At 46.1% G+C, this 23,828-nt stretch carries 22 protein-coding genes, 1 tRNA gene and 3 pseudogenes; 12 read left to right on the forward strand and 14 right to left on the reverse strand.

Annotation, left to right across the window (positions count from 1 at the left end):
• Nucleotides 1–14: 14 nt before the first annotated feature.
• The 4 genes from purK to ppiB all read right to left on the reverse strand — a co-directional run bounded on the left by purK (nucleotide 15) and on the right by ppiB (nucleotide 3,108).
• On the reverse strand, nucleotides 15–1,079 hold the full coding sequence (gene purK, locus G5574_RS18705) for a 5-(carboxyamino)imidazole ribonucleotide synthase (RefSeq protein WP_054634390.1): 1,065 nt from the start codon (nucleotides 1,077–1,079) through the stop codon (nucleotides 15–17).
• The gene (gene purE / locus G5574_RS18710; protein WP_006117858.1) at nucleotides 1,076–1,585 is read right to left on the reverse strand and encodes a 5-(carboxyamino)imidazole ribonucleotide mutase; all 510 of its coding nucleotides are present in this window, start codon (nucleotides 1,583–1,585) and stop codon (nucleotides 1,076–1,078) included. Before purE ends, purK begins: the two co-directional genes overlap by 4 nt.
• 312 nt (nucleotides 1,586–1,897) lie before the next feature.
• Nucleotides 1,898–2,614: a UDP-2,3-diacylglucosamine diphosphatase gene (gene lpxH / locus G5574_RS18715; RefSeq protein ID WP_164483032.1), complete on the reverse strand. Its 717-nt coding sequence runs from the start codon at nucleotides 2,612–2,614 to the stop codon at nucleotides 1,898–1,900.
• A complete protein-coding gene (ppiB, locus tag G5574_RS18720; protein WP_006117856.1) occupies nucleotides 2,614–3,108 on the reverse strand; it encodes a peptidylprolyl isomerase B in 495 nt (164 codons plus the stop codon). Before ppiB ends, lpxH begins: the two co-directional genes overlap by 1 nt.
• Nucleotides 3,109–3,322: 214 nt before the next feature.
• Between ppiB and cysS the strand changes: the two genes are divergently transcribed.
• Together cysS and G5574_RS18730 are read left to right on the forward strand one after the other, a co-directional pair.
• Entirely contained in the window at nucleotides 3,323–4,708 is a 1,386-nt protein-coding gene (gene cysS, locus G5574_RS18725; protein WP_164483033.1) for a cysteine--tRNA ligase, read from the forward strand.
• A gap of 42 nt (nucleotides 4,709–4,750) precedes the next feature.
• A complete protein-coding gene (locus G5574_RS18730; protein ID WP_164483260.1) occupies nucleotides 4,751–5,857 on the forward strand; it encodes an AAA family ATPase in 1,107 nt (368 codons plus the stop codon).
• A 26-nt stretch (nucleotides 5,858–5,883) separates the two neighbouring features.
• Here G5574_RS18730 and ybcJ read toward each other — a convergent pair whose 3' ends face one another.
• Nucleotides 5,884–6,096: a ribosome-associated protein YbcJ gene (ybcJ, locus tag G5574_RS18735; RefSeq protein WP_006117853.1), complete on the reverse strand. Its 213-nt coding sequence runs from the start codon at nucleotides 6,094–6,096 to the stop codon at nucleotides 5,884–5,886.
• The gene (folD, locus tag G5574_RS18740; protein ID WP_006117852.1) at nucleotides 6,096–6,962 is read right to left on the reverse strand and encodes a bifunctional methylenetetrahydrofolate dehydrogenase/methenyltetrahydrofolate cyclohydrolase FolD; all 867 of its coding nucleotides are present in this window, start codon (nucleotides 6,960–6,962) and stop codon (nucleotides 6,096–6,098) included. The genes ybcJ and folD overlap by 1 nt, the downstream gene beginning before the upstream one ends.
• A 174-nt stretch (nucleotides 6,963–7,136) precedes the next feature.
• On the opposite strand from folD, the gene G5574_RS18745 reads away from it, so the two are divergent.
• The 6 genes and pseudogenes from G5574_RS18745 to G5574_RS18770 all read left to right on the forward strand — a co-directional run bounded on the left by G5574_RS18745 (nucleotide 7,137) and on the right by G5574_RS18770 (nucleotide 11,156).
• Nucleotides 7,137–7,640, forward strand: coding sequence for a DUF1198 family protein (locus tag G5574_RS18745; protein WP_054634384.1), 504 nt, complete (start codon nucleotides 7,137–7,139; stop codon nucleotides 7,638–7,640).
• A 94-nt stretch (nucleotides 7,641–7,734) separates the two neighbouring features.
• A tRNA-Arg gene (locus tag G5574_RS18750) sits at nucleotides 7,735–7,811 on the forward strand.
• 164 nt (nucleotides 7,812–7,975) lie between these two features.
• Nucleotides 7,976–8,581: pseudogene (locus tag G5574_RS24055) on the forward strand (tyrosine-type recombinase/integrase); the annotation flags it as partial.
• A 672-nt stretch (nucleotides 8,582–9,253) separates the two neighbouring features.
• Nucleotides 9,254–9,680: pseudogene (locus tag G5574_RS18760) on the forward strand (hypothetical protein).
• Nucleotides 9,681–10,313: 633 nt separating this feature from the next.
• Nucleotides 10,314–10,625 (forward strand): hypothetical protein, encoded by a 312-nt coding sequence (locus G5574_RS18765; protein ID WP_164483034.1) that lies wholly within the window; start codon nucleotides 10,314–10,316, stop codon nucleotides 10,623–10,625.
• 168 nt (nucleotides 10,626–10,793) lie between these two features.
• Nucleotides 10,794–11,156 (forward strand): DUF943 family protein, encoded by a 363-nt coding sequence (locus tag G5574_RS18770; RefSeq protein WP_244964645.1) that lies wholly within the window; start codon nucleotides 10,794–10,796, stop codon nucleotides 11,154–11,156.
• Between the two features lie 98 nt (nucleotides 11,157–11,254).
• Here G5574_RS18770 and G5574_RS23785 read toward each other — a convergent pair whose 3' ends face one another.
• A complete protein-coding gene (locus G5574_RS23785) occupies nucleotides 11,255–11,485 on the reverse strand; it encodes a type VI secretion system tube protein Hcp (protein ID WP_338134690.1) in 231 nt (76 codons plus the stop codon).
• Between the two features lie 148 nt (nucleotides 11,486–11,633).
• Here G5574_RS23785 and G5574_RS18780 point away from each other — a divergent pair, with 148 nt between their 5' ends.
• The gene (locus G5574_RS18780) at nucleotides 11,634–12,443 is read left to right on the forward strand and encodes a DUF4225 domain-containing protein (RefSeq protein ID WP_164483035.1); all 810 of its coding nucleotides are present in this window, start codon (nucleotides 11,634–11,636) and stop codon (nucleotides 12,441–12,443) included.
• Here G5574_RS18780 and G5574_RS18785 read toward each other — a convergent pair.
• From G5574_RS18785 to G5574_RS18805, 5 genes and pseudogenes are all read right to left on the reverse strand, one after another.
• Complete coding sequence (locus G5574_RS18785) at nucleotides 12,440–12,766, reverse strand: hypothetical protein (protein WP_039338453.1); 327 nt, start codon at nucleotides 12,764–12,766, stop codon at nucleotides 12,440–12,442. The two genes, G5574_RS18780 and G5574_RS18785, sit on opposite strands and share 4 nt — an antisense overlap.
• A 532-nt stretch (nucleotides 12,767–13,298) precedes the next feature.
• Entirely contained in the window at nucleotides 13,299–14,453 is a 1,155-nt protein-coding gene (locus G5574_RS18790; RefSeq protein ID WP_164483036.1) for a hypothetical protein, read from the reverse strand.
• A 23-nt stretch (nucleotides 14,454–14,476) separates the two neighbouring features.
• The gene (locus G5574_RS18795; RefSeq protein ID WP_164483037.1) at nucleotides 14,477–15,130 is read right to left on the reverse strand and encodes an EcsC family protein; all 654 of its coding nucleotides are present in this window, start codon (nucleotides 15,128–15,130) and stop codon (nucleotides 14,477–14,479) included.
• A gap of 136 nt (nucleotides 15,131–15,266) precedes the next feature.
• Nucleotides 15,267–15,617: a DUF4755 domain-containing protein gene (locus G5574_RS18800; protein WP_244964646.1), complete on the reverse strand. Its 351-nt coding sequence runs from the start codon at nucleotides 15,615–15,617 to the stop codon at nucleotides 15,267–15,269.
• Nucleotides 15,618–15,661: 44 nt separating this feature from the next.
• A pseudogene (locus tag G5574_RS18805) lies at nucleotides 15,662–16,773 on the reverse strand (IS3 family transposase).
• 46 nt (nucleotides 16,774–16,819) lie between these two features.
• Here G5574_RS18805 and G5574_RS18810 point away from each other — a divergent pair.
• Entirely contained in the window at nucleotides 16,820–17,320 is a 501-nt protein-coding gene (locus G5574_RS18810) for a hypothetical protein (protein WP_244964647.1), read from the forward strand.
• Nucleotides 17,321–18,652: 1,332 nt separating this feature from the next.
• Here G5574_RS18810 and G5574_RS18815 read toward each other — a convergent pair.
• Complete coding sequence (locus G5574_RS18815; protein WP_033738740.1) at nucleotides 18,653–18,862, reverse strand: hypothetical protein; 210 nt, start codon at nucleotides 18,860–18,862, stop codon at nucleotides 18,653–18,655.
• Nucleotides 18,863–20,393: 1,531 nt separating this feature from the next.
• Between G5574_RS18815 and G5574_RS18820 the strand changes: the two genes are divergently transcribed.
• Entirely contained in the window at nucleotides 20,394–21,995 is a 1,602-nt protein-coding gene (locus G5574_RS18820; protein WP_244964648.1) for an ArnT family glycosyltransferase, read from the forward strand.
• Nucleotides 21,996–22,025: 30 nt separating this feature from the next.
• On the opposite strand, the gene G5574_RS18825 is transcribed toward G5574_RS18820, so the two are convergent.
• The gene (locus tag G5574_RS18825; RefSeq protein ID WP_039342951.1) at nucleotides 22,026–22,469 is read right to left on the reverse strand and encodes an ECs1072 family phage-associated protein; all 444 of its coding nucleotides are present in this window, start codon (nucleotides 22,467–22,469) and stop codon (nucleotides 22,026–22,028) included.
• Nucleotides 22,470–23,417: 948 nt separating this feature from the next.
• Here G5574_RS18825 and G5574_RS18830 point away from each other — a divergent pair.
• On the forward strand, nucleotides 23,418–23,609 hold the full coding sequence (locus tag G5574_RS18830) for a hypothetical protein (RefSeq protein WP_164483039.1): 192 nt from the start codon (nucleotides 23,418–23,420) through the stop codon (nucleotides 23,607–23,609).
• Nucleotides 23,610–23,828 lie beyond the last annotated feature (219 nt).

A 23,828-nucleotide genomic window follows, 5' to 3' on the forward strand; every position in this document is an offset into this window, starting at 1 on the left:
GGTCGTGAACAGATTTACAGCTTGGCTGCTGCCCAGCGAATACCGCTGGCATACCCGGCAGGTAACAGCGGCAACAAGGCCTGCAAGGCGGCAGCGAGACGGCTCTGGTCGCTGTCGGTCAGGTTGAGGTGACCGACTTTGCGTCCTTCACGCACCGCTTTGTCGTACCAGTGCAAATGCACCAGCGGCTGCTGGAGCCAGTCAGTATTTAACGCTGTGCCAATCAGGTTAACCATCACTGAGGGCGCAATGACCACGGGCTGTGGCAGAGCCAGACCCAGAACAGCGCGCAGGTGAAGTTCAAACTGACTGATTGAGGCCCCGTTCTGAGTCCAGTGCCCGCTGTTGTGAACGCGAGGCGCCAGTTCGTTAATCAGCAATCCCTGCGGCGTGACAAAGCATTCCATGGCCATGACGCCGACGTAGTTCAGCTCGTGCAGGATGGCGCTTAACATCGCCTCAGCCTGCTGTTGCTGCGCGGCATCTGCCTGCGGGAACGCAACGCTGGTACGCAGAATGCCTTCTTCATGCAGATTATGTGTCAGCGGATAAAATACGGTGCTGCCATCATGGCCGCGCGCGCCGACCAGCGACACTTCCCCCGAGAAGTTAATGCCTTGTTCGACAATGCATTCACCATAACAGTCGTCGGGTAACGTATCGGTTTCACCGGCACGTAACCGCCATTGACCACGACCGTCATAACCGCCCGTGCGGCGCTTAACAATAGCCAGTTCGCCCAACGTTTTGAAAACGTGCGGCCATTCACCTTTATCCGCCAGCAGTTGCCAGGGGGCAGTCGCCAGACTGAGCTGATCCAGCAGCTGTTTTTGCGTCAGACGGTCGGCCAGCCGCGGGAAAATATCGCGATTCACAAAGGCCGGGTGGCTCGCGAGTTCGCGCGTCAGTGCCGTCTCGGGCCAGCGTTCGATCTCAGCCGTAATCACGCTCCCGGCGATAGGCAGGGCAGCAGGGTCGGCATCCAGGCCAACCGGATGCACGGCAATGCCCATAGGCTCGCCCGCCTGACGTAACATACGGCCAAGCTGTCCGTTACCCAGTACGCAAACCGGCTTCATGCTTCCTCCCGCGGGTCCGGATTGTCCAGTACCTCATCGGTCTGTGACTGACGCCAGGCGGCCAGACGTGACGCCAGCGCGCTGTCATGAATCGCCAGAATCTGCGCCGCCAGCAGGGCTGCGTTAGCGGCGCCCGCTTTGCCAATGGCCAGCGTGCCGACCGGAATGCCGCGTGGCATTTGCACAATCGAGTAGAGGCTGTCGACGCCGCTCAGCGCGGCGCTCTGTACCGGCACACCGAGTACCGGCAGCAGGGTCTTGGCAGCCAGCATCCCTGGCAAATGCGCCGCGCCACCGGCACCGGCAATAATCACCTGAAAACCGTTGTCCGCTGCGGTTTCCGCAAAGCTAAACAGTTTATCCGGGGTACGGTGCGCTGACACCACTTCCACATGGAAGGGCACGTCCAGGCTGGTAAGGATTTCCGCAGCGAACTGCATGGTGGACCAGTCACTTTTGGAACCCATAACAACTGCGATGCGGGCCGGGGCGGCATTCGACGACATGCGGTCAACTCCTGTGAATAAAAACACACCTGACCAGGCGGACAGGTTTTGAAGGGCACAGAGAATACCATGAGAAAGGCGCAAGGAAAACGGTTGCGTCGGGCGGGTTAGCGTCAGACGATAAGCTTATCGCATCAGGAATGCATACGGCCTGAGTGAGACAACTCAGCTCACCGCAGGGCGGGGAAGGCAGGCGGCAGGGCGTGAACGCGTTTCACTATGCTGGCCTGCCGCCCGTTCGCACAGTCCCCGGGTACCTTGCGCCGCTCGACGGGCCTCAGCGCAGGTGTGCAACGCGATGTCACCGGACGACTAAAAATCGAAGTCGATGAGCTGGATGCCGTTTGCATCCAGTTGGATCATTGATCCCCGGCTGTGCCAGGCACCCAATACCGCGCGCTGTGCGGGGGCTCCGTTCAGCGACACATCATGGATAGCGGGGCGGTGCGTATGACCATGAATCAGTAAAGGCACCTGCTGACGTACCATCGCATCGACCACGGCCTGTTGATTGACATCCATAATCTCCAGCGACTTATGCTGGTTGGCCTGTTTACTGTTGGCGCGCATCCGTGCCGCAATCCGTTTACGAATAAACAGCGGCAGCGTCAGGAACAGACGTTGAATCCAGAGATTATGCACTTTCGCCCGGAACTGCAGATAACCCGCATCGTCGGTGCACAACGTATCGCCATGCATAATCAGAAGTCGGTGACCATAAAGCGTCAGAACCTGCTCCTCGGGCAATAAGGTCATGCCGCTGGCGCGGGCAAAGCGTTTGCCGATCAGAAAATCGCGGTTGCCGTGAATAAAAAAGACCGGCACGGGCAGGGCATGAAGGGCGCTGGCAACCTGTTGATGCAGCGGATTCGGATCGTCATCACCGATCCAGGCTTCGAACAGATCGCCCAGAATATAAAGCGCGTCGCAGTGAGGCGCTTCGCGCTGCAAAAAATGCAGAAAACCGGCGGTAATCGCCGGTTCTTCCTGACACAGATGGAGATCTGCGATAAACAGCGTGCGCGACATTACTCGCTAACGGTCACTTTCTGAATGATGACGTCATCTTTCGGTACGTCCTGATGCATACCGCTGCGACCAGTTGAAACCGCTTTGATTTTCTCTACCACGTCCATCCCTTCAACCACTTCAGCAAATACACAGTAACCCCAGCCCTGCAGGCTTTCGTCACGGAAGTTCAGGAAGTCGTTGTCCGCCACGTTGATGAAGAACTGTGCGGTCGCAGAGTGCGGCGCAGAGGTACGGGCCATGGCCAGCGTGCCTTTGGTGTTTTTCAGACCGTTGTTGGCTTCGTTACGGATCTCTTCTTTGGTGGCTTTCTGCTTCATGCCAGGCTCAAAACCGCCGCCCTGAATCATAAAGCCGTTAATCACACGGTGGAAAATGGTGTTGTCGTAGAAACCTTCACGGCAGTAATCCAGGAAGTTCTTTACGGTTGCGGGCGCTTTGTCATCGAAGGTCTTGATCACGATATCGCCATGGTTAGTCTGGAAAGTTACCATTTTTTTCGTCCTGTAAAGGTTGTCGTCAGTAGCATAGGGTGTGCTTTTAAGCGCACACGCCTTTTTCTCGAACGTTCTTATATCATAATTTCCGATAATACGTCAGCCAGGCAGCGCAGTTGGCTTGCTTTGCGTCGCGTGACAGATAAAAATACGGCACAATGACAGGATACTCAAAACGGTGCGTTACGCACGCCTCACTACGGAAACCCCAATGCTGAAGATTTACAACACCCTGAGTCGACAAAAAGAGGAATTCACCCCTATTCATGCTGGCAAAATCGGCATGTATGTCTGCGGCATCACGGTGTATGACCTCTGTCACATTGGGCACGGGCGCACGTTTGTGGCCTTCGACGTGGTTTCGCGCTATCTGCGCTACGTCGGTTATGACGTCAATTATGTGCGCAACATTACCGACATTGATGACAAAATCATCAAACGAGCCAATGAGAACGGCGAGAGCATCGAAACGCTGACCAACCGAATGATCGGCGAAATGCACAGCGACTTCGATGCGCTGGGGATTTTACCGCCGGATGTGGAGCCGCGTGCCACGCGCCATATTCCTGACATCATTGCGCTGGTGGAAACGCTGATTGCCCGCGGTCACGCCTATGTCGCGGATAACGGCGATGTCATGTTTGATGTCCTGAGCGATGTTGATTATGGCGCACTGTCGCGTCAGGATCTGGAGCAGCTACAGGCAGGTGCGCGTGTAGAGGTTGCCGACGTGAAACGTAACCCGATGGATTTCGTGCTGTGGAAAATGTCCAAAGCGGACGAACCTTCATGGCCATCGCCGTGGGGCAACGGTCGTCCGGGCTGGCACATTGAATGTTCGGCGATGAACTGCAAACAGCTGGGTGCGCACTTTGATATTCACGGTGGCGGTTCTGATCTGATGTTTCCCCATCATGAAAACGAAATCGCCCAGTCGACCTGTGCCCACGATGGTCCGTATGTGAATTACTGGATGCATTCCGGCATGGTGATGATTGACCGTGAAAAGATGTCGAAGTCACTGAACAACTTTTTCACCGTGCGCGATGTGCTACAGCATTATGATGCCGAAACCGTGCGTTACTTTCTGATGTCGGGCCACTATCGCAGCCAGCTAAATTATGGTGAAGATAACCTGAACCAGGCACGCGCCGCGCTGGAACGCCTTTACACCGCGCTGCGTCATACTGACCGCACCGTAGCGGCCAGCGGTGGCGAGGCGTTCGAAGCCCGTTTCCGCGAAGCAATGAACGACGATTTCAACACGCCAGAAGCCTATTCGGTGCTGTTTGATATGGCGCGTGAAGTGAATCGTCTGAAAAGTGAAGACATGACGGCCGCCAGTGCGCTGGCAGCAAAACTGCGTGAAATCGCCAATGTATTGGGGATTCTGCAACAGGAGCCGGAAGTGTTTTTGCAAAGCAGTGCCCAAGGCAATGACGATGAAGTGGCTGAAATTGAACGCTGGGTCAAAGCCCGCGCCGATGCGCGTGCGGCGAAAGACTGGGCGCAGGCGGATGTGGCACGCGATAAGCTCAATGCGCTGGGCGTGATTGTGGAAGACGGCCCGCAGGGTTCCACCTGGCGACGTAAATAAAACGCAACACAGGAGAGGGCGAGCAATCGCCCTTTTTTGTCGATGACGATAAAGCAGATTCACATTCGCGGTTTCCGTTCGGTACGCGATCTCACGCTTCCGCTGCACCCGCTCAACGTGGTGAGCGGTCCCAACGGCTGTGGTAAATCCAATCTTTATAAAGCGGTGCGGCTGCTGCACGAGGCGGCTAACGGACGGCTTGCGCTGGCGCTGGCCGAAGAGGGCGGGGTGCAAAAAGTGATGTGGGCGGGCGGATTGCGCCGTGGCGACCGCCGACATGATCCTAAGCGGCTCATCCTGGCCGTGACGATGGATGATATGGATTACCAGCTGGAAACCGGTTTTCCTGAACCGCTATCAACCAGCCTGTTTAACCTGGATCCGCTGGTTAAAGAAGAACGCATCTGGCTGAGTGGCCAGCAGCGCCGACCGTCTTCCTGCATTATGCAGCGCACTAATCAGACCGCCTTTCTGCATAACATCGACGGAGAGCGCGTCAGTTATGCTGGCGTACTGCATCCTGAAGAATCCCTGTTTGGACAACTGGGGGAGCCGCACCGCTATCCCGAACTTTCCCGGATGCGTGAACGCCTGAAAGCATGGCGCTTTTATCATGAGTTTGCCGTCTGGCCAGGTTCACCGATTCGTTCGCCGCAGATTGGCGTGCGCGCACCCATTCTGGCCCATGATGGCAGTAATCTCGCCGCAGCATGGGCAACGATAGTGGAACGTGGGCATCATGAACTGTTGTATAAAGTGATGAAAACAGCCTTCCCGGACACTGAGTTTCAGGTGGATGTGCAGAACGGACGTTTTCAGATGCTGATGCAGCGCCAGGGCATTTTGCGCCCGCTGGAAAGCGCCGAATTTTCCGATGGTACGCTGCGCTTCCTCTGCCTGGTCGTGGCGCTGCTCAGCCCGCGCCCGCCTGCCTTTATGGCGCTGAACGAGCCTGAAAACAGCCTGCATGAGGATTTACTGCCTGCCCTTGCCGCCCTGATTGCCGAGGCCAGTCAGTTCAGTCAGTTATGGATCACCAGCCATTCGCCCCGGCTGGCGACGCTGATTGCACAACATGCAGAGGTCAGTCACATTGCGCTGGAGCTGGTTAACGGTGAGACGCGGATAGTGGGAGAGGCGCGGATTTAAGGTGCCCCGCCTGGGGCACCAGCGGATCAGGCAACAACGGTAACGCGCTGCCCGGCAAACTCGACCGTTTGCCCCTGAAAGATTTTGCAGCGCTTACGGGTTTCGACTTCGCCGTCGACCCGCACCTCGCCGTCACCGATCGCCACTTTAGCCTGTGCACCGCTTTCTACCCAGCCTTCAAGTTTCAGCAGATCGCAGAGATCAACGTGGGGAAATTTGCCCAAAGAAAACGTAGCCATTATGCCTGCTCCCCATCATGAAACGCTTCGCATGCCTGCAAGGTATTTTGAATAAGTGTCGCCACGGTCATTGGCCCTACGCCACCCGGAACCGGGGTGATATAAGAAGCACGTTCAAAGGCAGCCTCATAATCCACATCCCCGACCACTTTGCCGCTTTCAAGACGGTTAATACCGACATCGATGACGATTGCGCCCGGTTTAATCCAGTCGCCCGGAATAAAATGGGGTTTACCGACCGCGACAATCAGCAGATCGGCGTGTTCAACATGGTGGCGCAGATCGCGGGTAAAACGGTGCGTGACGGTGGTTGTGCAGCCGGCTAACAGCAGTTCCATGCTCATGGGACGGCCCACAATGTTTGATGCACCGACAACCACCGCATTGAGCCCGTAAGCATCAATGTTGTAGCGCTCCAGCAGTGTCACAATGCCGCGCGGGGTGCACGGGCGCAGTTTTGGCGCACGCTGGCACAGGCGACCAACGTTATAGGGATGAAAACCATCAACATCTTTATCGGGCGTGATGCGCTCAAGCACTTTGACGTTATCAATGCCGGCTGGCAAAGGCAGCTGCACCAGAATGCCATCGATCGTGTTGTCGCTGTTAAGAGTGTCAATCAGCTGCAGCAATTCCGCTTCACTGGTGGTGTCGGGCAGATCGTAAGAGCGGGAGATAAAGCCGACTTCTTCACAGGCGCGGCGTTTGCTGCCGACATAAATCTGTGAGGCAGGGTTCTCACCTACCAAAACTACGGCCAGACCCGGTGCACGTTTACCGGCGGCCAGGCGTTGTTTCACTTTTTCTGCAACCTCAAGCCGTACCTGCTGCGCAATCGTTTTACCGTCAATAATTTTTGCTGCCATCAGAGCGTAAATCCACTGTGTTGAGTTTGAATCGGGAATGGCGCCTATTTTGTCAGAAGCACGTCCGGCTGTCAGGTAGAGATTCTGACCACAGTGTGGTTACCGACATTTCGCCGTGACGAAAGTATGGGTTAACGCTTATGATGCCAGACAGAGAAATGAAGGGAAGACGTAATGATTTGGTTAATAATCGCCACCTTAGTTGTCGTGTTTGTTATAGGCTTCCAACTGCTGACCGCCGGTTCGCGCCATGCCGCGCAGGCGCTCAGTAAGCGTCTACAACTCCCGCCGGTTCACATCGAATCCATGCTTTCCCTGATGGGAAAGGAGGCGGCAAAAGAGTTTACCGACTACATCAGCGGTGATAATGAAGCACATCTGAATAATGGTGCGGCAGTGCTGGTAATCTGGCAGGTGATGATTGTCGATGGCAGCGATGAAAATCTCTGGCGCTGGCACGGCGCACTCAGCCGGGCAGGCTTTACCGCGACGATTTCCCGCCAGCAGTTGTTGCTGGCGTTGGGCTTTTTGCGCCAGCTGGAGCCGGATAGTCATGAGCTTAATGCGCTACGCGAGCAGTATAATACGCGCGTGACTCAGCAAGGCGTTGAGCTGGAAGGTGAAACCGCCGAGGTGAGTAACCTGGTGTCGCTGAGCGCCTGGCGAGACAAACATTAGCGAAAATTGGTCATTACCTGGGCACTCACCGCGTCGGCGCGGCAAAAACGTTGACGTAACAGCGTTCAACCGTATAATTCGACCCAACCTCTCCGCGCCCTTAGCTCAGCTGGATAGAGCACCGGCCTTCTAAGCCGTAGGTCACAGGTTCGAATCCTGTAGGGCGCGCCACTTTCTCTTCTGTTTACATCTCTTAAAGTCTACTTTTCCCTTAAAAATCAGAATATAAATCTTCTAGCTGGTCCATTTCGGTCCAGGGTCACCTATTGCGTTCTTAACCAATATGGGGGCACGATAGGGGGCATCGACAGGTTCAATGGAAATGATGCCCCCAAATGAAGCTAACAGCCCGACAAATCGACTCCGCGAAGCCCAGGGAAAAGTCATACAAACTTTCCGACGGTGGAGGTATGTATCTTGAAATATTTCCAAACGGAGCCAAAAGCTGGCGACTCAAATACCGTATAGCTGGTAGAGAGAAGCGGGTAGTGTTTGGGACATATCTGTTACTGAGCCTCGCAGAAGCCAGACAGAAGCGCTCAGAAGCTAAGAAGCTTCTGCTGGAAGGCGGAGATCCAAGTCAGCAGAAGCAGGATATCAAGGCAGCAAAAATTCTGGCTGTGAACAATAGCTTTGAGCTTATCGCTCTTGAATGGCATGAGCATAAGAAGCCATCATGGTCTAAAGGTTATGCTACAGACATCCTGGAATACCTGAAGAAGGATATTTTTCCTCACATTGGCAAAAGACCTGTTGCGGATATCAATGCAAAAGAAATGCTTGATGTCTTTCGCAAGATGGAAAAACGGGGAGTTCTCGATAAGCTAAAGAAAACCCGTCAGGCATGTCGCCAGTTTTTTATCTATGCAGTGATTTCTGGCAGGGCTGAGCATAATCCCGTATCAGATTTACTTTTCAGTAAAAAACCTCAAAATTTCCCCTGGTACGATGAAGAGAAGAAAATCAAATATTCAAATGGTTTGTGTCTTTTGTTTGAGGGGCAATTTTTCACAAAACAAGCAAGCATTTGAAACCTTTATTCAGACCTACAGCTCAGTTTGTTAGACGGGATATTAATGCTTTTACGAGTATCATAGGCACTACAAACCTGTTTAAAAGACACGGTTATATTAACGATGATGGTATCCCATATTCGATTAGGACCCATCAGTTAAGACATCTACTCAATACGTTTTCTCAAATCAATGGCATGGACGAGTTTAGCATCGCCAGATGGTCTGGAAGGAAGCTGGTCTCACAAAATGTTTCCTAAGATCACCGATCACACTTACAAATGATCAATCTCATGAAAGATAAAACTTCAATCGGGGTCGGTAACAGTCATAGAAAAAATAAATAGCTGTTATGGACATAACTGATTTCGATTTATTGAATGATGGAGCTGTGCTCGTCACTAAGCATGGCTACTGCATGCACTCATATGCTTTTGACCCATGTGGTTATTATCTAATACAAGACTCCGGAAAGGATGATGAACGACTAATAGTAATACATAAAAAATTATTGAAATAACGCATCATGATAAAAATAGTGGTAATATCAATGCTGATAAATTGTATGCTTTGCAAACTAAAATAATAAAAGGAAAATAAATGGCTAAACATGTTACTGGTTATGATGAAAAATTCATAATGAAAGTTATCAATACCTGGAATGACGATGAGAAGCTAACCTGGGAGGCTTTACGCGACGAGTTGATAAAGATCATTGAGAAGAGACCTTCAAGGCAATATTTGAATAGTCATTTTAAAATTGCTGATTGTTTTAATTTAAAAAAGATGCTTATCAAGTCTGGTGTGACAGAAATATGTGTTGTTAACCCTGCTAATTTAAAAATTGCTTGCCAGAGAATAAAAAGGCTCGAAACTGAAAAACGAAGCTTTGATAGCTTTGAATAACAAATATTTAGAAAAGTATAAGATATGGCCATATAATTCTCATTTAAAGCAAATGACAGCCGAAGAGCTTAATCGTCCTTTACCTAAAAAAGATATTCAAATAGAAATTGATAGGCTTTAACTATTGAAATGATTGAATAATATGCTATTTCTTTAAGTGTTAGGATGACATTCACAATAGCAAAGATGCTACTATGAATAAATTAAACAGACATTTATCAGATCAAAAGTTTTTGATGCTCCTTAATGGTCCATTCTTAGATACAATGAATCAGACTGCAATAAAGAAAAAATAATAAAAGTGCCTACCTGTTCTGTGTAGGATACTTTTTAAAGTATCAGCACGACTGTCAGAATCCCTATCTGAAGGGATCAAGCAACATTATTGCAGTTTTGAGTTCGGCTTTGCTCAGTCCAAACTTCTATACAATACCTTCAACTGTCAGTCTCGCACGAGTGCTGTATTTCTACAAGTTTATTATTGAATACATTATCTGGAATGAGTATGAAGTTGAAAGAATATTTGCTACCCAAAAACAGAGCTTTACGCCTTCACCAGAGCTTAAATCAGATGGTTTCAAAATGAAGAAAAGGGTTTAGAATATACTTTTTATTCAGTATGGCGATACAATAACTATGCCATATGATCTTTACACTTAACTTAGGGCGAGTGTTCTGCAAATGGATCATATGGCATCTCAACTTTAATGTATGATATATTTTCTTTTATCTTATGGCTTTTCAGGATGATGAAATGAACGATTTTGAGCATAAGCTCCTTCAGAATGGATTTTCAGTGAAGGATATCCGCAAGCTTAATGAAATTCTTACCCGAGATGAGAACAAATCAGATACACTTCAGTCTCTCATTCAGGAGCTGAGCAAGCGCTTTTGGGCAGGTATAATTTCCATGCTCATTATTTTATCAGTTTTCATTTATGGTATAGCGAAAGGGCATAAAGAAAGCCTGATTTCTTTTGCAATCGTCCTTATCATCGGTGCCATAATCGTTTACTTTGTCATACCAATGAATCTGGCCTGGAAAGCACACAGGTTTGTCAAATAAGAGTAAAACTTACCAATATGAAAGCCGCTTTTGAGGTTAGTGTTTAGAGAAACGAGTGAATATCAAAAAATTTACAATTTTCATTTTTGCACTAACCATGTTTACATTTTTTTCAACCATCCTAAAGTCCTTGCCATTCACGGTTCTGGTTCTTATAAAGAATTGTTAGTGAAAAATATGCCTTTCACTGATAGTGATAAAATTAAGTGGTGGGATAACAATAGAGATAAGTTCATATCTTCCCCTAAAACTTATAATGTTTCACTTTGGAATTTTAATTGCGGTTATCAAACGCTTGCTCCTAAGGATTCTGGATTTTTTCCGGACCATGATAATGATTACTTGCTATGCTTTGACGATATGAAAAAAGAAGAAAATTGTATTGATAAGTCAAACTGGCTCATGGACATATCCAAAACAAAGGATGGCTACATTCATTATCGTCTTAATGGCGAATCTTACTATCGGAAACCCTCTGGTGAACTCATTAAAGGGGATAGATTTATGGTAACCATCAAACCTATAAGCTAAACGGGGGATATACTAGGTAGCATGAATTCAATGCTGTATGGAGATCGGCAGGCCCTAGCCTTAAAATTTGACTGCTCTCTATTAGTTAATTGTTTTGACTATGCTTCATTATCCATGTTTACAGACTGTGAATAGTAATATCGAGATCTTTTAAACCCGTGACGATTTATTTTTCTATTAGAAACATACCCCATGATAGCTGGAGTTACCTTGTCAATCGGTGCTTGTGCACTTAGGTCAAGATATCTCACTTTACCAGCACCGCCAGCAGCACTAATGGACATGTGTCTGGGCTGACTCGCACTCCATGTGAACGAATGAATGTTTATCTATCCAGCATGATTACTGTCTTTTGCCTCTCTAGTGATAGCATCGATTTTCAGGTGGATGTCCGTATTGATTGCAGCTTCCTCTTTTCGTTTTTAACTCAATCTGCTTAAATATATTGCAGGATCTATAAACACAAAGGGCAAATGTATGGACAATTACCTCGATAAAAACAGGCTACTGAATTACTTCTTAGTCATGGCAAATGCTGAGGCTAATCAGTTAATTAGCCAAGCAAATTTTATCTCTGCGATACATCTTAAGGATGGTTTAGCCAGATTGCAGTTTCACAATGAAATCAAAAAATTTATTGATAACCAAGTCTATACAATACGGAATTCAAAATCTGAAAAGGAGTGCCAGGAATGTGTTCAAAATCTGAAGATTGAACAAGATTACTTGTCAATCCAGGATCGTATGCTCAGAAGCGGTGAAGCTGTAGTTCATGCTTCAGTAGAATTAGTCAGAGGTTATCAGAACGAACTGGGTTATATAATCAATGGAATAGGAGTGGTAACTGGAGCTTTTCAGGTTGTAACAGGTGTTGGAATCTTCGTAGCTTCCTTCGTCACAGGTAATGTTGTTGGAGCTGGAGCTGGGCTGTTCCTGGTTATGCACGGGGCCAACTCTGTCGAGGAAAGTGTTTACTCACTAATAGGCCAGAAAAAACATACTGGATTGGTTAAAGAGGGTTATATCGCTTCCGCTGAATTCCTTGGTTTCGATGCAACTACTGGTAGAGAAGCTTATACAGCAATGGATGTAGGACTCTCAGCATACGGACTATTGAAGTTTACTGTTAAGCCTGATGCTTGGAGATTGTTCAGAAACATTCCAAGCGATTATGCCCGTCACTTTAACAATATAAGTAAAGCTTCTCTTGCTTTAAAAATTGTCAGTAATGGGCCTAAATTGAAGCTGATGTATGACATTCATACTGGAAAAAATGAAAATAATTAAAGAGGTTTTTTCTTTATCTTTAAATATTTCATTGCTTTGTAGCCAAATTGCATTGGGATCAAAAAAATTACGGATGCATATACAATAATAGAAGCCACAATGATACCTATAAAATGCCCATTGTCATAGTTGATGATGGATACCAATAAAACGATAGTCATCAAAGATACTAAGAATATTCCGGCATAGAATCGTTTCTTCAGTTCTTCAAGAAGAGTTATGAAAGGCTTGTTATCCTTGTCTGAGTATTCCTGCAAGATATTGACTTGGTTATCAGTAAATCCATGTCTTTTAAGTTCTTCTCTCGTGATTGTTTCTTTCATAGCTATCTCCTTCATCGCTTACTCGGATTATAACCTATAAAAATTTATGAAGGAATTCATCTTTTACTTACTTTTTTAAAAGCTAAGTTGGGAGTTCATAAGTAATTATCGGGGCGTGGAAATTCGATTTATTTATTTATAATTTAGTAACAACACCAGTTAAATCAATTGCAGTAATAAAATATGGCTTTCTGTATGTAATGTGTAGGATGTTTTTTGAGGTCTAAGCAAGAATATGACAACCCTTCTCTAACAGGGGGGCATTAACATTATTACTACCATAATATAGGTCTTGTTAAGTCCTGATTTGCACACTATTTCAGCAAAAATAATTCTAAAACGAGTGCTTTATTTTTACAAGCTTATAATAGAATATGTCATTTGGAATAATTTTGTTTGCGGAAATATTAATAAAATGCAAGTTAAATTATGAGAAATTTGATATTAAAGGAAGTTGCCACCTAAGGTTTAACAAATAAAATTTAAAAATTAGGAACATAATTATAAAGAAAGCTACGATCCTTTCTTTTATTTAATTTATATCATTCCACTGAATGATTTTGTTTTTATCAAAAACAAAACATGATTGCATTTTTCTATCTAACTCCTTCAAAATGTTTGTGTCAAAATTTGGATCAAATATTGAAAATTTCCTTGCTTCTTTGTATGTTTTTTCAATGCCTAATGGACATACTAAGCTAACATTTTTATAAGCGAAAAAAGTGACACCTTTAATTGTGTATTTCTTTTCACTTTTATCAAGGCCTTTTTTCCAAACTGGGTTGTTAAAAATCTTTTCAGAGTAGTCAACTGGATTAACTGAATAATTATGTTCTCTATAATCAGTTAATCCTGCTAATTTCATAGTTATGTCTATAATCATTATAGGTATTGGTTTTATAACAAAAGAAATAGGGATTAATAGTAGCAGCGCAAATCCTATAGCCAAACATGCTCTTTTAAAAGATGATATTTTTTTGTCATCTCTCAGAAAAATAGTTGCAGGTATCTGAGAGAACATTATCACAACAACTGAGATCATTACGACACTCATAAAGCTAAGTGGTGATGTTTCATTATTTATTTTCAATAACGGTATAAAAAGTGCCAGTGCCGTCATTGGAGCGAGTGAAATAATCGTAATTGATACAGGTGTTATTAAGAAATAGGCCTTGAGCTTTCTCATGGGACTGATGCTATTTAGTTTTATTTCCTTCCTTTTGGTTAGGTAAAGGGAGGCTAAGTTGATTGTTATTATGGCTATGAAAAATAATAGCATTTCCGTTTGTGTGGGATTTAAAGAAAAAAAGTAAGTGCCAGTTAAAACTACACCTACAGTCAAAAGTGAGGTTATAAATACAGCTTTTATAGAATACTCAATTGTTTCAGGGTAGCCGTCTTTTTTATAAAATTTATTATTAAAAAAAACCACCATAAGCAACGATGGGGTGTAAAAAAGTAATAGAAAAAGAAAAAGCGATATAAAAAGAGATGTTGTGATTATGTCAAATGATTTTTCACCTTCTAATGCTGCATGAAAAACGTCAAGTCTTCCTAATCTGTCAAAGTATATCCATAAACATGTGACACCTAATGAATATATCAGTCCAGCGATTGGAACTAGGTTTAATAATTTTAAAAATAACGAATAAAATTTTTCATTATTTGAATCTACATTGCTAAGCATTTCTAACATCCTTATTCAATTTTTCATTGCCTGTTTTTAATCAAAGGACTATTTTCAATGAAGGTTTTGCGAGCAACATTTCCAACAATATTGGTTGATACACCATCGAAAGTGCCTCCTATGATCCCGCCTACAACAGGTATCATCTTGCCCAGGTTTATCGCCCCTTTTTCACCAAACTTTGTCAGCAGCCTAAAACCGACCTGCTTGTTAATGGCAAAAATGGTTTCTTTTGAAATACTTTTGATCAACTGAGTAGACATTTTGGAGCCAATGATAATTCCTGTGCTTTTGAGTATGTCTTTTGCGGCATTCCCTGCAAGGCAGCTATAGACAATGGTTTTTACGCGATCATCTTTTACATCATATCCGCCCATGAGAGCGATAGCCGTGATCATGCGGATTTGAACGTAAATGACTGTAGCTATGCTTGCAGGAATTGCTACAGGGAGGGTGATGATTCCCCCAAGACCGGAGACAAATCCTGCTGTGGCTGATTTAGTGTTTTGCCAGCGAATGAGAGAGTTTACTTTTTCAACTAAAGTGTCATCGCCTTTTAGATAGCTTTCTGCCATTTCATAAGCAGAGTCTGTTCCTGGTATGCTTCCATCCAGAGCCTTATCGTAGGCCCAGTTCAGAGCCTGCATGATTTTACCTTCGTTTAACGCTTCAGCCATTCTAAGTCCCTATTGAAATTTTGTTAAAACATAGAACTTATCGGATTGGTTAAGTTTATCTTTACAGTTAAGAGGTAAAAAAAAACCAATCAGATGATTGGTTTTTTTAACTTTTTGATAAATAAAATATTAAAATTTATCTGTTAATTGCGTTGTCAAAAATATGCATCCAGCGCTTAAGTTGCAGTTCCGTATCCCGGATGCCTTCTTGTGAGTTGAAGTCACCTTTTTGAGGAAACAACATTACTCTCCATTCTGGATACTGAACATCGTCTACTGCGATGTAAAAGCCTGATTCTCTGAAATCATGAGTGCGGTCGAGTTCTTTGTTGATACCAGCCCGTTCTCTCGTAGTAGACAAATTATATCGCCACTCCTTGACTGCAGATAACAGGTATGTTTTTTGTTTATTCTCTTCTTTGAGATGGATTAGTCCCAGTTTTACATTGAGCTTCATTGCTGTGGGACCAAATTCATGACTCCACATACCCTCATACTCTCCTGACCTGCCCACAGTATTAGGTACAACGCTCAGTTAGTAATGTCGGTTTGTTTACCTTCTAATTTTCTGTTTCTCCAGCTTGCTGCAAATTCAGCCGGCGTCTGGTATTTCAGCGATGAATGAGGTCTGGACTCGTTATAGTCCTGCCACCAGTCATTAATAATTTTCCGGGCATGAAGAATATCGCTGAGCCAGTGTTCATTCAGGCATTCATCCCGAAAGCGGAATTGAAACTCGCAATAAATCCGTTCTGCGTTGGCTTACCTGGCTGGATAAGTCGCAACTCCACACCATGCTCAAAGGCCCGTTGACCGAGTGCGCGGCAGGTAAATTCCGGGCCCTGATCCGTTCTTATCGTCGCTGGATAGCCCCGAAAGAGCGCGATGCTGTCCAGAATACACGTGACCTGAACGCCTGAAATACCGAAAGCAACAGTGATTGTCAGATACGCCTTCGTGAAATCATCCACACAAGTCAGGCATTTAATCCGACGGCCGCTGGCAAGTACATCTATGATAAAATCCATCGACCATGTCAGGTCCGGCGCATCCGGGCGAAGAAGCGGAAGCCGCTCAGTCGCCAGACCCTTACGACGTCGTCTGCGCTTCACACTCAGGCCGTTAAGATGGTAAATGCGGTATACCCGCTTGTGGTTGACGAGAAGACCCTCCCGACGCAATCACTGCCAGATGCGCCGGTACCCAAAACGCCTTCGTTCGGGCGCCAGTTCTGTGATACGGCTTGATAAATGTGCATCAGCCGCCGGACGCTGAGCCTCATAGCGGCAGGTCGACAGGGATAAACCTGTAAGCCTGCAGGCACGATGTTGCCACAGACCGGTCGCATCACACATAAACTCAACTGCTTCCCTCTTCTGGTCTGTCGTCAGTGCTTTCGCCCCAGAGCCACCTGAAGTGCTTCTCTGTCCAGCATGGCTTCGGCAGGCAGCTTTTTGAGTCTGACGTTCTCTTCCTCAGGCAACTTCAGGCGCTTAAGCTCGCACACCGCCATACTTCTTACGGCAGGCATAAAAGGTGGCGTCGGAAATGGCGTGCTTACGGCAAAGTTCACGGGCAGAAACCCCGGCTTCAGCCTCGCGGAGAATACTGATGATCTGTTCGTCGGAAAAACGCTTCTTCATGGGGGTGTCCTCATGTGGTTTATGAAGACATTACTGACATCGCGGTGTGTTAATCAACGGGGCGCAGATCAAAGCCTCAGTCGTTGCATTTTCTGTTGTCACATCGTTTTCCGCTATGGCGGGCTGGCAACCTTATAAAACCGTCACTTTGGATGGATATAACAATACCATTCCCGGTGGGAGTTTTTACAATGAAACTAATGTGGCTTCTGGAGTGTATCGTTTTCGTATTGACCCGGAATCAGCCGGCGTCGATTACGCAACGGGGCAGGCAGGAAACACACGTTCTAAATCTGCTGCTTTAATGATCTACGATCGCACTACTACTTCTGATAAATCTGCTGCTTTAATGATCTACGATCGCACTACTACTTCTGATAAATCAGCCGCTGTAAGTTTTTATGGCTTGAATGATGATGGGCTTGAGGCTTCATCGCTTATGCATGCTTTTCCACAAGGTGGTGGATTTGATTTGTATCTACAGGACTGGCAACGTGCAGATAATTCTGGCTCTCTAAGCGTAATTATCGAAAAGTGGCAAAATTAACGTTGCTCTGAAGCGTAAATAGCATCAGGCGCTCTGTATCCAGAGCGCTAATTTATTTGTCGTCTTTTATATCGCTTTGGTTAAATTATAAATATTTCATGTGGTTATAAAAGTGAATTATGAAGATCGCGACCTGGTCTACCAAAGATTACCACTAAAACAGGTCATTAATAGCAGGATGTTACATTAAAGCGGACCATGCTTATCTTTAAATGGAAATTAATAATTTAACCTAACTCTTATACAATTAATGGGTTGATAAATTTATGCCGGGTTTTCCGTCTGTTGATGTGCTAAGGATAATCCACTCAGGCTGATGAGCACGGAGAATGCGCCACTATCAAGATTCACCTCACTTTGAATGAATCAGATTTGTGACAGGAGTTAAATAACATTATGGTGCCGTTAGTGCGATTTACCCTGTTAGTGCTGTTATCGCCATCGTATTGTCATATGGCCATGCTCATACTCATCCGTACAGGGAACATCATAATGCTACGGCAGTGCACATAGTTGCATGCTGCTCATGATGAACTGTTCGATGCTGGTCTTAGCAAAAAATGTTGAGAAATGAACAGGCGGACAGGTAATTTTTCTGCTCATAAGTATAAACCCGTTATCAGGTTTTAACGATTGTCACATCGTTATTATCTGTAGTCGATGCGGAAAGTTTTTATCACCTACAATTACTATCGTAGGGTCAGTACTAAGGACCAGTGCTTTTAGCTAATGACTGAAGGTAAGGGTAAAAAAAATAAGTACTGTTTCTGGGCGCAGTCCACCTGAAAGATTTCGAAAATGGATGCGTCTTTCTGACCGTTCGGTTATGCGGTTTCTGTGGGGCAGAGATAGAGCGACTTTTGGCATCAGGTCTTTCATCGCCGAACGTATTTCAATGGCGCCAGGCCTTAGGTATGGAGAAAAACGTAATGCAGCCATTAAAGAGTGAGAACCGGCCAAAGCTGACCCCCGCAATGCTGTTACTGCCATTCGACATTTTAATGCTGTCTCAGCGTTTCGCTAAAACGGGTCACAATAAGCACGTATCAAAAGACCGTAATTTACTCGCTTCAATCAGAATGTCTCCGCGAGTGATAAACGTGGTGCTTTGTGTCGTTCTGCTACTGCTTACGGGCTGTACCGGCACGCTGAACTGAGATGTATAAGGATTTTGACGGGTCAGGCAGCACTATACCCGGTTTTACTGGAGGGATTTCCAGCGTTATTCAAAAAGCAAGCCGTGAAAAAACACCTACTGACTGTCGTTGCGTGTATAAAAACGCGGTTAGCGTCTCGATCGTTAAGATCGCAGTCAGCAGGCAAAGAACAGAATTACTCTGGGTCGGAGACCGAAGCGGAAGGCTTCAGTTTAACGACAAAGTGTTCTTTTTTTAGAATTTTTGCCCCTTTATCACACCAGTGATCGGTGAATCTGAAAAACTCATCCGTGGTCAATTCAAAACACAACTCAACATTCTTAGCCAGTCCTTTGGACAGTAATTCATTAGCCTGTTCTAAAGAGTGGGCTTTTGTCGTTTTCATGTAACAACTCCAGTGCGTTTAAGAAGAGCGTGTATAACCCCTCAGAGAACCTATCACAGGATGATGACAATTATACGACGATGTAAAACATACGTGGGTCCGGCGGAAGAGAATTCAGTGAAACCAGGAGAAGGGGTGAACTGGCACCAGGTGCTGTACGTGGAAGGGCAGATCGGCTCAGCTTACAGCGCAGCATACTTGGTTAGTATCAATTTTTATGATGGTTTTATTCTTTCCGGGGGCAGGGAATCAGTCTGAAGGCGTTTGGAAACGACGTGCTTGCAGAGCATAATGCTGCTCAGGTGTTTGTGTGGTTAATTAAAGGTGATGAACAAAAAACTCAAGCGCAATCCGAAGTTAGCTTGAGAGGGTTCTCGCTTATGCATCTGATTACAAAGTGATAAAGCTCACTTTGCTATCCTTTAGTATAGTTTTTTTTGATCTAAAGTCTAGTTGTTATGAAGCGGGTTAAGGTTCAATATAATTTATGATTTAAAAAAGAAACCCCCACACCACCAGTGGCCTCGGAAACCTCAAGGGTTGATGTGAGGGTGGCTAACACAGCCAACACCAGGGAATACTCCGCGCTCATCATACACTTTTTATAAGAAATAGATAAATTTTTTTGAATGGTTATCAGCCCTGCTCGTTACAGGGCTTTTTTCGTTTAAGCGTCTCATAATGCTTCTTAGTCAATGGGCGACTTGCCTCGCTCTGGCTCATATCTGCACCTTTTCAGAAAGGCGTTAGATCCTGTGATCGTATTGCGGCACAGGGCACTTAGAGACGTTCGTCTTTGGGTCCGAATAATAGGTGATTTAATGGTGCCTCAGCTGACTTATTGACGGGAACATTTCGTGCATTTCGTGCTTTCTTTAAACGGAAACACTATGCCAGATGCTTCTGCTTTAGTGACGCGTTTAACACATCTATCATGATCAGATCCCGTAATTGAACCGGACCCATAAGTCATTATTCCGTTCTTTACATTCATCTTTTTAGATTTGGTGGTGGCTCCTCATCAGTTCTTATCCTCAATGTCAGTCTGGGCTAAGCGTTTAAACTCAAAGCGCAGAATGTTTATTTCTCGTTTACTTCCGCTTCTTTATCTTATTAACAGTGAATTTTTTGTAAGCCCGGAGCTCCGGATGTTCAAATCCTCGCACTAATAAGCGCTTATAAACTTCAAAAAGTGCTGAGCGGATAAAGGGATTCAGCATTTTGCTTAAGAAGCACATTTTGCATCTTTATTGGGCCGTTTCTGTAAAGATTTTTGCGAACAGACATAGAGCTTATACACCGTATTTTTACTCTAAAAGTCGGTAAGACAAGCGAGTAACGCGTGAACACAAAACATTTTCAGGTTATTTTTCCTGCAACACGGGCCGCTGCCCCGGATGCATTTATACCTCTGACATCCACAGACAGCAGCGATACTCGCACGCAGCGTATTACGACTCTCTTTCCTCTTGCGCAGCAAATTCCCTTATTTTTATGCTTTATTATTTTTAGCTGCTGGTTATTACCAGGATTGGTAGGACATGAACCCTGGAAGCCTGACGAAGCTTATACATTTGGGTTAATTCGCCACATCGCGCAGACCGGTGACTGGGTAGTGCCTACGCTGGCAGGTGAGCCTTTTATGGAAAAGCCGCCGCTCTATTTTGTGGTGGCGTCGTTTTTCCTTCGGCTGTTCAGTCCGTTATTAGGCGAGCCGGATGCAGCGCGTCTGACTACGGGCTTCTTCATCCTGATCGCCTGTTACGCTATTGCACTATCTGCCAGAGAGTTACTGGGTAAGGGCGCCGGACGCTGGGCTGTTCTTATTCTCTTTGCCTGCGTCGGCTTTCCCATTCGGGCGCACCAGATGATTACCGATACGGCTTTGCTGGCGGGCGGCGCCATCGGCATTTATGGATTCGTGTTGGGGATTCGACGCCATGTTGCTGGCGGAATTGTATTGGGCGTGGGCGCTGCCGTTATGTTTCTCTCAAAGGGGCTACTGGGTCCCGGGATTCTGGGAGTAACGGCGATGGGGTTGCCGTTGCTCAATACTGAATTTCGCAGCAGGCGCTATGTCATCTTTTGTGCCATTGCTTTTTTGGTTTTCTGCCCACTGGTCGCGCCCTGGCTTTACGCGCTCTGGATGCGTTCAGAAAAACTGTTTTCAACCTGGCTTATGGTGAATAACTTTGGCCGATTTGACGGTACCGCCAGACTGGGTCCGAAAGCGAAGCCGTTCTTTTATCTTAAATTGCTTCCGTGGTATGCATTTCCAGCGCTTCCTATGGCGGTATGGTGGTTATGGCGCTGCGGGGCAAACGGCATTAGCCCGGCAGTCAAAGTCCTGTTGACGTTTTTTGTGGCGGGGTTTGCTACATTGTCTGCCGCCGCAGATGCACGCGAACTCTATGCCATGCCGTTGTTGCTGCCACTGGCAATATTAGCGGCGGGGGCGTGTCAACGAAAAGCGGAGTGGGCTGAAAAATTGCGGCCCTGGTCTCTGGGCCTGTTTTGTCTGCTTCCTGCGGTGATGTGGGGCGCGGGGATTATACTGATAACCGGTTGGCCTGTCCCGTTATGGAATAAGTGGGTGGCGCCAGGCGCACCTGGATTTATGCCTGAGTTCCATCCGCTTATGTTTAGCGTGGCACTGCTGGTTACCCTGATGATGAGTGGCATCGTATTTTTCCATCGGGCAGCGCGACAAAGCCCCTTATATATCTTCACCAGTTGTATAACCCTGTGCTGGGTGTTGGCCATGACGCTTGGCATGCCTTATCTGGATTATACGAAGCGTTATTCAGACGTCTTTATCCCGATGCGAGCCTGGCTGCCTAAAGATGAGTGCGTAGCCAGTCGGCACCTTGGCGAGCCACAGCGCGCGTTACTGGAGTATTACGACGGCTTAGTCACGCTAAGGGAAGGAAAGCACAGAGGTGCCTTTCGCTGTCACTGGCTTCTGGTACAGCACGATAAAAAGCATCCGCAGGAATTTGTGGATGGCACGCTTGTCTGGCAGGGAGAAAGACCAGCAGATAAAGAAGAAAGCTATCAACTTTATCAGCTTGATGGCCAGGACATTTTTTCTTTAGCGCCAACGGTGCCTGGGATAGTCTCACAGGCACAGTGATATCACCTACGGCATCCTGTTACGTTTGTCTCAGGGAAGGGACAGATGCACCTCGTTTTCCTTAGGTGCCCAGTCTCTGTCTGAAAACTCATCAAGGGGATAAGAGACATTTCGCAGTCCCTGCGTGCCCAGAAAGTTTCTGACGCCTTCCTGTAGATTGCCATCGCGAAACAGTTCTGCGATGACAAAAAGTGCATCAGAAAGTGAAAGGGTTCTGATTTGTGCCGGTAACCAGTTCGTGCGCGTAAAGATCAAATGATAAAGCGCTTCTTCGCCGGATAACGGGAAATAACGCGTGCCAAATTGTTTACGATGTTTATCCAAAATGATTTCAAGAATAAATATCTGCGCGGTGCGTTGTTTCACCTGGTTAACCATCAGATTATCGGAATGGCTCATATCCAGCGTTGAGGCATCATTGTTCTGCTTAACGCGCGTTTCGATAGCATTCCAGAGGTTGTCATACTGATTCATAGCTTGCCTTGTCTGAAGTTAACGTTTTCATAACAAAGTTAGCAGAAGTCAGACGCAGGGCAAAGATCGTTGACCTTAACATCGCAGACCTTCCGTTAAAATTTTCAGGTCGTTGCACGTTCAGATACCGCTTAGCGCTGTGACTCTGCAACGAAGAGATAAGGCAGAGCCGGTAGAGGGCGTTATGATATTGACCAAAATGGCCACGAATGGCCATATCGTGGATTTCCCGCGCAGCTAATGGATGACACCGGATGTCGTCAGGCAAAGGGCACAAAAAGCAACGCTGAATGCAGCAAAACCAACCAGACCTATTACGACGAAACCGAAATTTCTCATATCGACCTCCACCGTGTCCACATGGCACCTTGCAATCATAAGTCTGGTGGGAAAATAAGTATATACTGTAAAAAAAGACATAGAAAATGGCATTGAGAGGGAGTAGATTTCATTCTTAACAGCTTAATGATTTATTGTTAATCATCTATTTTACTGATTTCGGCACGTGTTTTTTGTCCCGGGTGTGATATTAACTTTTATTTTGTAATGCGGTTGTTTTATTAGTGAGGGGGCTTTATTTTAATTAGTGCTGGTTTTATCTTTTTTTAGTTGATAATTTTAATTGAAATGGATGTCAGGGATGGATTTTATGATGAAGTAAACGATTACTCTGCAGGCTTCAGCTTACCTGCTAAAAAAGTCAGGCATTTTATTTATACTTTTAAAAATAGCAAACCCAGCCTGGTGGCTGGCTTTGTTTTTTAATCACACATTTCATCTGTAGAATATATAATTTCAATTTTCAGGAGATTTTCTTTGAAATAAAAAATCAAGATTATCATGCTTTATTACTCTTCACAGAAATACAGATGGATTTCTCTGAGGAGCAAAAAAACAACCCAATTCAGGCTCACCGTGATGTAAGGTGCGTCTGCCCGGGCGGTCGTCATGCCGTACATTCTCACGCACTTCCTGACTGTGGCAGATTTCCCGAGGCAGGCGATAACGGGTAAATTCACTGACCAGTTACTGATTAAAGCGAATGGTGTTGACGTGGCGGGAGCTGTGATGCAGCCACGTGAGCTGCTGTTCTCCTGGCAGGGTAAGGTGAATGAGGTTGCCGGGTGGATCCCGTCATAGCAGATTAGCGCGCGTATTAAAATGTCCGCGCCGCGTACGGCCAAGGCGATCGGTCAGGATGATCAGTAAGCCCAGCGTGTTATCGGCCGGCGCACTTCGTCTGCCAGCGGATCGTGTCATACGCTGAGTTGTCAATTTAAGTTCCAGTGCAGTATTTCGCAGTTGTCGCGCGCATCTGGCAACACAGGTGTGAATGCCAGAATGATTTTGATTAGGGAA

The sequence above is a fragment of the Pantoea stewartii genome, assembly GCF_011044475.1.
Taxonomy (GTDB): domain Bacteria; phylum Pseudomonadota; class Gammaproteobacteria; order Enterobacterales; family Enterobacteriaceae; genus Pantoea; species Pantoea stewartii.